This is a genomic window from Cytobacillus sp. IB215316, assembly GCF_033963865.1.
Lineage (GTDB): Bacteria > Bacillota > Bacilli > Bacillales > SM2101 > Nanhaiella > Nanhaiella sioensis.
In genome coordinates, this window is record NZ_JAXBMC010000032.1 from 1 (window position 1) to 9,435 (window position 9,435).

Sequence of the window (9,435 nt, forward strand, 5' to 3'; positions counted from 1 at the left end):
AAAATCTACATAATTCAAAATGTAGATTACCGAACCTTCTTATTCAACAATATGGCGCAAATCTTAAAGATAAGCGTCTTTTTTTATTTAGGGCGATACACTGTAAAAAGGATTGCCTGAAAGATAAACATTTGAAATAATTGGTATTAAGTTATAGGGTAGAGGTTATTTACTCAAAGAGGAGGACCTTATGGAAACAAAGGAAAAAGACTTGTATTTTATCAATGAAACTGAAGGATATAGTTCTGAGATTGGAAAGTTAGTTTCGATGATGGAATACACAAGATATACCACATTAAAGGAAATAAAAGAACTATCATTGGAAGAGCTTGATTATCACTTCGATGGTAAAAGTAATTCTATTGGTATGCTCCTTTATCATTTGGCAAGTTTAGAAAAAGCGTTTCAAATAATGACGTTTGAAGATAGAGAATTAACAGATAAAGAATGGGAAGAACTTAGTGTGGGTATTACTCTTAGTGATGATGCAAAAAGAGAAATAAAAGGGAAAGACATAAGCTTTTATGTAAATATGTTGTCTAAAACAAGAGAAAAGACATTATATTACTTCGCAAAATACACAGATGAATGGTTAGATAAAGTTACACCTTTTGGTTGGGATTATCCTGCAAATAATTATTTTAAATGGTTCCATGTTTTTGAGGATGAACTTAACCATCGAGGACAAATCAGGATGATTATCAAAAGGTTAAATGATTAAGAAATCGGGACTTTACTCAAAGATAAATTTATTTGTTGTTATATCCAATTTTCTAATTTAAGTCTTCAACAATATGGCGCAAGAATATAGTAAATGCCATCTTAGCTATTTTAAGGATATTACCTATTTAAAATAGGTCAACCAGAAAAATCCTGGCTGACCTCATAATACGATATGGCGCTAATCTGTAAAAAGGGTTAGTGCTTTCCTTCATTTTAGGACTAGATTGTGGAATAACAAGTTATTTTTATTTGTTCATTTTGTGGAACCATTATTGAAGAAACATTCAACTCTAATCGACTCAATACCGATCGAGTCGATTAGAGTTGAAAGGGGCGGGTGGAAGGATAGTGGTAGGAACACATTATTCGGACAATTGGCTTGAATTAAGAAAGGATCTAGCATTTAATAAACGTGTAGTTAATTGTGGGCGATGTTGAGAAGTGTATAAGGAAAGACCTCAATTATAGATCTATACCATTCCCTATTCACTTGGCATAAAACCAATGACCTTGTTTGTATAAGGGTCGATTATTATTATTGGTGTACCAACAACGCTATTCTCTTTGTCTTCAAAAGAAATAGACAACACTTCTTTACCTTCATAAGTTTTATCAAATAATTCATAGTTTTTATCAATAACGACCTTTGTTACTTTGGCGCTCTGCCAATTATCCTTTGCAGTGATATTCCATCCTTTCTCTTTAACGAAATTCCAAGCAGTATCTCTCGCTTCATTATAACTATCTGTTTCACTTTGATTTTCAGCACAGCCAACTAACAAAAGTATCAAGAAGTATGTAAATACTAAATATAAAGCGATTTTTATCATGTTTTTCCCCTTTTTGTATTAGACGTTAAAAACCGTTATTAGTTTCAATACTTTTAAACCCTTATTCCACAATATGGCGCAAGAAGGTAGTAAAGGCTATTTGGACTACTTTAAAGATAGTTACCTATTAAGAAAACACATGTGATAATATGTTTTATCCACAAGGAGGAGATGTGGTAAGTAAATCGAATTATGTTATTAACTCTTTACTACTTAAGAGAATCTCTCTTTTTGTAGAGTGTAAAGGAATGGGGAGAAAGAGGAGGGGAATTTATATGAAAGTATACACTTTAAGGGAAAACTACGATCGATTTATTGAAGAGTATGAATATGATGCCTATTCTATTCCTTTTGAAGGTGAAGAAGAGTTGGGGTCAAACGTTATGGGAATAAGTGAAGTAGAGCTTCCTAAAATAATTTATTGTACTGCCGATTTCAGATTCCTTCCTCATAAGACCGATTATCCTCGTGTCGATTTTAATGCACCAGTTTTCAGCAAAAAAATGCTCGAAGTCTTTTTGGAGCTTGGTGAAATACAATTCAGGAGTGTTCCAGTAATTATGGTGGATGATTCATACTTAGACGATCCATTCAAAGGAGATGGAACATTAAAGGATGTAGTTAATTGGATAGAGTACTTGCTTGTACAACTGACTGAATATACCAACGTGTTTGATTATGGTAAATCTGAATTTGATGAGTGTATTGTCTTCCCCGGTGATGTAGGAGTTGTTCATAAATTAGTATTAAAGGAACCAAAAGGTGGATTCCCTCCAATATTTAAAGTTGAAGAATGTGAGGAATATATATTCATAAGCTTTGAAGCTAAGAAAGCTCTAGAGAAAGCAGGAGTAAAAGGATGTGAATTTGAACCTGTAGAAGTTTCATGATAACAGACACTATACTAAATAAATTTATGGGCATTTATAAGTTGAAGATAATAATTATGGGGTAATAATAGGTGGAACTATAGATTTCCAGATTGAATCAGAAAATGAATTATCGAATAACGAAACATAATGTTTAATGAGTCGAATAGTTCAAAGACTACATAACAATATTATTCAACAATATGGCGCAAGAAGGTAGTAAAGGCTATCTGGACTACCTTATGGGTAGTTGTCTATTTTTCACTTATTTCATCTAATATTCGGGGGATCCATTTAAACTAACAATGGTAATGACAGAGTGAGTTTTAGTATCAATGACTGAAACATTAGCTGAAATAACATTTGTAACATATGCACAGATCATTAACCACCTTTAGTGAAAAATGTTAATTCATTATATGTGAAGAGATGGGAATAAATTTAAAAAGAAAATGTAGTAACTTCAATGATAGTTGTGGTTACTAGAGTCCTTGAAAAGCTAATTAAAAAGGTGGAGATGCTGTTACATAAGCTAACTTTCCATCTGGTGTGAAAACTACAAAACCTGGAGGTAAATCAACTTGAATAGTAGCGATAACAGAATGAGTCTTTACATCAATAACAGATACGGATCGGTCTGGACTATTAACAACATAAATGAGTTTTCCATCGGGTGAAATATCTAGGTTTACAGGCGTTTGCCCAACTATTATAGTAGCGATAACAGAATGGGTTTTTGTGTCAATAACAGATACAGAATTATTGCCACTATTTGTAACAAAAACAAGCTTTCCATCTGGTGTAATAGCGTTGTTTAATGGACCAGTGCCAACCGGAACATTTGCAATAACAGAATGAGTTTTTGTATCAATTACTGATGTAGAACCGTCTGCAATAACAACATAAGCTAGTTTCCCGTCTGAGGTTAAAGAAATCCTATTTGGGGAATCCTGAAGATCCAGAGTAGCAATAACAGAATGAGTTGTAACATCAATAATAGTAACTGAGTTATTGAGATTAGTAACATATGCAATTTTTCCATTTGGGGTAAATGAAACTGATGATGGACTTTGGCCAACTAAAATAGAAGCAATGATAGAATGTGTTTTTATGTCAATGGCAGAAACAGTCCCCACCAAATTATTGTTAACTACATAAGCAAGTTTTCCACTAGGAGAGATTTTTAGATTAACAGGTGTTTGTTCAACTGGGACAATAGCAACAATAGAATGAGTTTTCGTGTCAATAACTGTAACGTTATCATTACCTTCATCAACAACATAAGCAAGTTTTCCATCTGGTGTAATTGCCAAAGAAAAAGGTCTATTTACTTGGCTGTAGAAATCAACGAATGAGTTTTAACATCAAAAACAGAAACATCTGAAGTGTCCCCAATATAAGCAAGTTTCCCGTCTGGTGTAAAAGCAGGGGTTGAACGAGATCCAACAGGAAGAGTAGTAATAACTGAATGGGTCTTAACGTCAATAACAGCGGTAGGCAAAAAATCACCTCATTAAATTATTTGTTATAACAAAGGTATGTGGGGAATTCTTATTTTGATACAAAATGAGATGGTTTTATTAAAGATATCAACTTTAGAGTAGATACAGAAGAAAGTTTTAGTAAACACAAGATAGATTGTGTTTGATAGGGGGATGTTCAGAAGATAAAAGAATGAGAGATTAAATGTATAATATGTTAAATTCAACTAATGTTATTCAACAATATGGCGCAAGAATATAGTTAAGGCGATCCTGAGTACCTTAAGGATAAGTCTATTAAGAATAGGCACCAGGTATAATTTGCGAATCTTATAATACGAAATGGCGCATATCTGAAAATAGGGATATGTGTTTATTCATTTTAGGGTAATTATTTAGGACAACCATTTAAAGAAAGTTAGAAGGTATGTTAGAGTTATTAGTTGATTATGAGGATTAGATTAAAAGTAATGAATTACTAACATTAGCAATATTTACCAAAAAAATCTTCTCTACATTCAGTATGATTATTTTTGAGGTGAGTAAGTTGTATTACAGTGAAGTAACGCAAAGGGTAATCTCATATATTGAAAGCAATTTGACGGAAGAAATTCAACTTGATACTTTCCCATCTGTTATTGGTTATTCGAAATATCATTTGCTACGTATTTTTAAGCAAGAAACGGGTAAGTCCATAGGTGAATATATACGTCAACGTCGATTAGCGATGGCTTCAACGCTTCTTTTCCATACCGATGAATCAATATTAACAATTGCATTTCTATTCCATTTTCAATCTCAAGAGGCGTTTACAAGAGCATTTAAAGAAGTGTACGCTCTGCCACCTGGGAGATATCGAAAACTAATGAAAGCTGTACAAATGATAGAGGAGGATGAAAAATTGACAACAAGCAAACAAATTAAGGGCTGGGGCTTAAGTGGCTCTAACCCCGAACTTTATGAATTAGTGGTAGATTCGAATGTGTTTCATACAGGAACAAAATCGGGACTACTTTACTCGAAAGGTGTAGTAAACAAGCAACAATTTGCTACCATGATGCAAGGGTTCCAAGCGCACGACTACAAAGGGAAGCGATTAAAATTTTCATGTTTCTTAAAAACAGAAAAGGTGGAAAAATGCGGTGCTTGGCTTCGAATTGATAATGCCAGTGGGGATGCCATTCAATTTGATAATATGGATAATCGTTCTATTCAAGGAACAACAGATTGGAATCACTATTCAATTGTGTTAGATGTTCTGGAAGAAAGTGCTTCTATCCATTTTGGGGTATTATTAAATGGAAAGGGTAAAGTTTGGGCGGATGGTTTTCGTTTTGACGAAGTAACTGAAAAAATACCTACGACCAATATGCTTTCGGTCGAACAGCTTCCAAAACAACCTAATAATTTAGATTTTAGTCAGGATTAACAGATGTTTCTGCTTTTCGATTTTCTAGTTGACTTACTTATTGGCTTATATATGTCGCTGGGCATTGGAACTAATGAATATAAAATCAATGTTAAAATTGAAAAAATGGCAAAGGATTACCCTGAGGTTTTGGATTATTATCAAAAATACCAAACATTATTTGAAAAGGATAAAGAATTGAGTGATGCTTTAATACATCTAAATCTCAAAGATCCTGAGGAAACAAAAGATGTTGTAAAACTTATCTACATAAAAGTAAGCCGTTTTGAATTAGCATAGATATAAATAATCAGGGGACTATTGGTGAAAGAAGAAGTAATTACTATTAAGGATGAGATCATATTTATATCTTGAACAATACCAGCTAATATAAGTCAATACTTTTTAGAAAATCATAATAGATTTAAGATGATATAATAAAATGGACATGACAAATAAGCTTCAATATCTTTAATTGAAGTTTTTGTTAGTTGTGTAATTAATTGTATTGATTTATGCAGTATACATTTGCTTATGCTTTAATACGGCATAAATCCAATGAAATAGCTTGTTGGCGCAAGCTATGATGGCTACTTTGTGAGGCTTGCCCTCACTTCTTTTTTGTCATAATACGTTCAGATTTTCATGTTGCGATTATTTGTTAGTCCACACGTTCAAAACCACTTTTTGACTATTATTAGATCTGGAAAAGCAGAGTTTAATTTAAATGGAGACTTTTTTTAGTGTCTACTCTATAGGGTACATTTTAGTTTAAGAGTAGTCTTTCTTATATTTCACTTTAATACTTTTTCTAATTGAACTTTTGGATTCCAATTTTTAGGCTGTCTTCTCGCATTGGAATACCAATTATACCCTTCTTCAATCCATTCTTTACGATAGTCTTCAAATGAAGATCCATCATGATCATCTGAATAACCATATTGAAATCCACAACAAGGACAAATTTCATGTGAACCATAATTGTGCTTATCATACGCAGGTTCAAATAAACCATCATACCCACAAATCGGGCAGGTATTCATATTAATCACTCCAAATTTCAGTCTATAAATCTGTTCCTTTTTGACGTTTATAATAATCGTAAATCTAGTTTACATTATAGAAGCTATAGGAACCAATCAATTTATACAAACGTTGATATAACAGCACTCTTTTAAAGGTGAAATTTTTGGAATATACATGGTTTTATACATTGTTGATATATCATGATTCTTTTTATTACAACTAAAATAATTTCCTCGATTTTTTGTATAAAACTTTGTTGCTTAATTGGGTATTATTAAACACAAGGTCAAGTATGAATCATAAAGTCTAATCGGCTCAATACCCAAAATGTAGTTTGCACTAAGAGTAGATAGAAGATCTCATAGGCTTCAACACCTTTTTTGTTGTATTTATAAATCTGTGAACTTTGTTTCTCAGATAATTATCATTATCTTGAACAATGGAATTATTCCACATTGTTTGATTCATATTTGGAGAAAATAAAATACTGCCTTGCTAGTTTAAGATAGACGATGATAATAAATCATCAGCTATTCCATTCGCAATTTCCCCAAACATATTTGCACATACTGGCATTAGTAAAAAATGGTCACACTCTTTTCCTAGTTTAACGTGTTCTACACTATCTGAAATGAATAAATCTGTATGTATGCTATCACTATAATATTTTAATGTTTCGTAGTTTACAAACCTACTTGCATTTTTAGTAAGTATAACGTTTACCTCATAAAGTTTACTTAATATAATTGCATAGCTGTCAATGTTGCTTGCTCCTATTGTTCCAAAGACCCCTAATGTTATTTTCTACATCCTAAATACCCTTTCTATTATGATATATTTCTTATTTTAGAATAATTTTCTATAAAACTCTTGTTTTATTAGAATGATTTACCTATAATAATTACTATGCCATAAAAAAGGGCTTTTTACATTGGCGTTAGAACCGTATTTTTGGGGACAAATTCAATGTTAGGGGTTCTCTTAATTAATGGGAGATTCTTAAAAATAAAGATAGCAGGGGCGAATAAAAATTGATTTGGACATATTTTATTATCTTTTTGTTAGCAGCAATCCCCTTTTTTGAAGTATTAATGATAGTGCCAATTGCAATTATTGGTGGTATGCCAGCAATTCCAGTTATCATTATTGCCTTTTTAGGGAATTTATTAACGATAATTTTACTTATTGCGTTTGTAGACTCAGTTCGCAATTGGCGTAAGAAGAAAAAAGGCAATAAAGAAAAAAGCGAATCTAAAAATAAACGTGCGAAGAATATTTGGGATAAATACGGATTGCCTGGCTTAGCATTCATAGGGCCGTTTTTTGTAGGTAGTCATTTAACAGCACTATTAGCTATCTCATTCGGCGGTACACGTTCAAAAACGTTAGCATTAATGACATTTAGTATCGCAACTTGGGCAATTTTACTTGGTAGTGCAGCATATTTGGGTTTTGATTCTTTAGTAAAAGATGAAGAGGGTTTTGGTTTTATCACAAGACTTTTAGATTTAAATAAATAATAAACATTGTTCAGTTATATGGCGCTAACCTGTAACAAGGGTTAGTGCTTTTCTTCATTTTAGGGAGATGTTGTGGAATAATAATGATAAAAATAGTTGCTGAAATAAGGAAGTTGATAAAGATATACGTATGTATATGAATAATAAATTAGTTGAAGGTAAAGAAATGATTGTAAAAAACCTTTGACAATTAATTGGTCTTTTTATACAATACAAGGTGTAAAACATATTTTACACCTTATTTGTGGTGGTGACAATAAATTGGAAAATAAAATTAAACAATACAGAGAGAAAAAAGGTTTATCACAGGGTAAGTTAGCCGATCTATGTAATGTTAGTAGGCAGACAGTAAATGCAATTGAAAATAATAAATATGACCCCAGTCTTCAATTAGCTTTTGATATTGCATTTCACCTAAATAAACCTATGGAAGAAGTTTTTAATCCTAAAAGAGGAGATGACATTTAGAGTAATCAATTATTATACAAAGGAGGAAGAAAGATAAATCATGAGTACTAGAAAAGTTGGGGGACTTATTTTCGGATTAGCAACTTTAGCTGTACTTGGTTTTACAATCTTTAAAATCATTACAGGTAAAGAAGTTGGATTTAATGAAATCTTTGTGTTTAGTAGTTTATTTATGGTATTTTTTTCTGCTATTACATGGGGAGGAGAAAAAGAAAAAGATGGGATTTTACAGAATGAAGAATTAGGAAGAAAGATTACCGAGCAAAGTTCAAAAATTAGCTATTATATTTTAGTAGTAATTATATTAATCTTTGTCTTCTTGGATTATTCTTTAAACGGTACATATAACTTCTTTATCTTAGGGATTATGGGTATAGCGATGGTTTTGTTACCGTTAGTAGAATTTTTAGTTTCACGAAAGTATCAGTAATTCATTATAGATAATGACTTTATGTAGAAGGGTGTAATGGATAGAAAGAAGAAATCTATTTATATAAACACTCCAAAATTCATTAATTAACATTTTATTACAGATGTGAATGACAATCAGGTTTTAACAATTAAACCTTAGGTTAGACATAAACCAATCTATTATTTGTAAGAAAGATATCTAATGCTACAGTTCTCGAGTATTGCATTTATACTATGTCCAATGATTTTTTTAATATTTAGGAGGGATTATGTTGAAGAAAACTACTGATACTAATGAGTTTGAGAATACAATAAATGCTATTAGGAATCTTTCAGAAGATGATGCTAAATCATTGTTAAAAGTAATCTATGGATATGTCAATACTGCTATGACAGGAAATGGCGGAGATAAATTCAAATTAGAGGTTATAGATGAGGTATCAGATATTTATAAACGTATTCCAGATTTAAACACGTTAAGAAATAAATAAAAGTACTAAAAAACTGATTAGTGTTTAGGTATTGTGGATAAATGTACTTAAACAAACGGAATGCTTTTTTTGAAGACTGTTACTATTCTCTTTTAATCTTTTAAGGCTATTATAATTTGAATCTTCAGCAATATGGCGCAAATCTGAGGTGAATATGATGGAGAATCTACAAACTATAGGTGAAGAGACTAAGGACATATGGGGGAAG

At 31.8% G+C, this 9,435-nt stretch carries 14 protein-coding genes; 8 read left to right on the forward strand and 6 right to left on the reverse strand.

The features are described 5' to 3' along the window. The first annotated feature begins 190 nt into the window (after window positions 1–190). Entirely contained in the window at window positions 191–721 is a 531-nt protein-coding gene (locus SLH48_RS21785; RefSeq protein ID WP_413785455.1) for a DinB family protein, read from the forward strand. Window positions 722–1,205: 484 nt separating this feature from the next. Here the strand turns inward: SLH48_RS21785 and SLH48_RS21790 are convergent, their stop codons facing one another. Further along, window positions 1,206–1,553, reverse strand: a complete 348-nt coding sequence (locus SLH48_RS21790) for a hypothetical protein (RefSeq protein ID WP_320259837.1) — start codon at window positions 1,551–1,553, stop codon at window positions 1,206–1,208. 275 nt (window positions 1,554–1,828) lie between these two features. On the opposite strand from SLH48_RS21790, the gene SLH48_RS21795 reads away from it, so the two are divergent. Further along, complete coding sequence (locus SLH48_RS21795; RefSeq protein ID WP_320259838.1) at window positions 1,829–2,443, forward strand: imm11 family protein; 615 nt, start codon at window positions 1,829–1,831, stop codon at window positions 2,441–2,443. Window positions 2,444–2,696: 253 nt separating this feature from the next. Here the strand turns inward: SLH48_RS21795 and SLH48_RS22580 are convergent, their stop codons facing one another. The 3 genes from SLH48_RS22580 to SLH48_RS21805 form a co-directional block, all read right to left on the reverse strand. Further along, the gene (locus tag SLH48_RS22580) at window positions 2,697–2,807 is read right to left on the reverse strand and encodes a hypothetical protein (protein WP_413785456.1); all 111 of its coding nucleotides are present in this window, start codon (window positions 2,805–2,807) and stop codon (window positions 2,697–2,699) included. A gap of 118 nt (window positions 2,808–2,925) precedes the next feature. Beyond that, window positions 2,926–3,735, reverse strand: coding sequence for a cytochrome D1 domain-containing protein (locus SLH48_RS21800; protein WP_320259839.1), 810 nt, complete (start codon window positions 3,733–3,735; stop codon window positions 2,926–2,928). 14 nt (window positions 3,736–3,749) lie between these two features. Then, on the reverse strand, window positions 3,750–3,923 hold the full coding sequence (locus SLH48_RS21805; protein ID WP_320259840.1) for a hypothetical protein: 174 nt from the start codon (window positions 3,921–3,923) through the stop codon (window positions 3,750–3,752). A 527-nt stretch (window positions 3,924–4,450) separates the two neighbouring features. Here SLH48_RS21805 and SLH48_RS21810 point away from each other — a divergent pair. Continuing rightward, entirely contained in the window at window positions 4,451–5,332 is an 882-nt protein-coding gene (locus tag SLH48_RS21810) for an AraC family transcriptional regulator (protein ID WP_320259841.1), read from the forward strand. Window positions 5,333–5,335: 3 nt separating this feature from the next. Continuing rightward, a complete protein-coding gene (locus tag SLH48_RS21815; RefSeq protein ID WP_320259842.1) occupies window positions 5,336–5,611 on the forward strand; it encodes a hypothetical protein in 276 nt (91 codons plus the stop codon). A gap of 494 nt (window positions 5,612–6,105) precedes the next feature. Here the strand turns inward: SLH48_RS21815 and SLH48_RS21820 are convergent, their stop codons facing one another. Together SLH48_RS21820 and SLH48_RS22585 are read right to left on the reverse strand one after the other, a co-directional pair. Then, a complete protein-coding gene (locus tag SLH48_RS21820) occupies window positions 6,106–6,354 on the reverse strand; it encodes a hypothetical protein (RefSeq protein ID WP_320259843.1) in 249 nt (82 codons plus the stop codon). Window positions 6,355–6,832: 478 nt separating this feature from the next. After that, on the reverse strand, window positions 6,833–7,138 hold the full coding sequence (locus tag SLH48_RS22585) for a flavoprotein (RefSeq protein ID WP_413785457.1): 306 nt from the start codon (window positions 7,136–7,138) through the stop codon (window positions 6,833–6,835). A 230-nt stretch (window positions 7,139–7,368) separates the two neighbouring features. Here SLH48_RS22585 and SLH48_RS21825 point away from each other — a divergent pair, with 230 nt between their 5' ends. The 4 genes from SLH48_RS21825 to SLH48_RS21840 all read left to right on the forward strand — a co-directional run bounded on the left by SLH48_RS21825 (window position 7,369) and on the right by SLH48_RS21840 (window position 9,227). Next, window positions 7,369–7,857, forward strand: coding sequence for a small multi-drug export protein (locus SLH48_RS21825; RefSeq protein WP_320259844.1), 489 nt, complete (start codon window positions 7,369–7,371; stop codon window positions 7,855–7,857). 261 nt (window positions 7,858–8,118) lie between these two features. Then, window positions 8,119–8,325: a helix-turn-helix transcriptional regulator gene (locus tag SLH48_RS21830; RefSeq protein WP_214483072.1), complete on the forward strand. Its 207-nt coding sequence runs from the start codon at window positions 8,119–8,121 to the stop codon at window positions 8,323–8,325. Window positions 8,326–8,365: 40 nt separating this feature from the next. Beyond that, window positions 8,366–8,755 (forward strand): hypothetical protein, encoded by a 390-nt coding sequence (locus SLH48_RS21835; protein WP_214483066.1) that lies wholly within the window; start codon window positions 8,366–8,368, stop codon window positions 8,753–8,755. Between the two features lie 253 nt (window positions 8,756–9,008). Then, window positions 9,009–9,227, forward strand: coding sequence for a hypothetical protein (locus tag SLH48_RS21840; RefSeq protein ID WP_320259845.1), 219 nt, complete (start codon window positions 9,009–9,011; stop codon window positions 9,225–9,227). The last annotated feature ends 208 nt before the right edge of the window (window positions 9,228–9,435 follow it).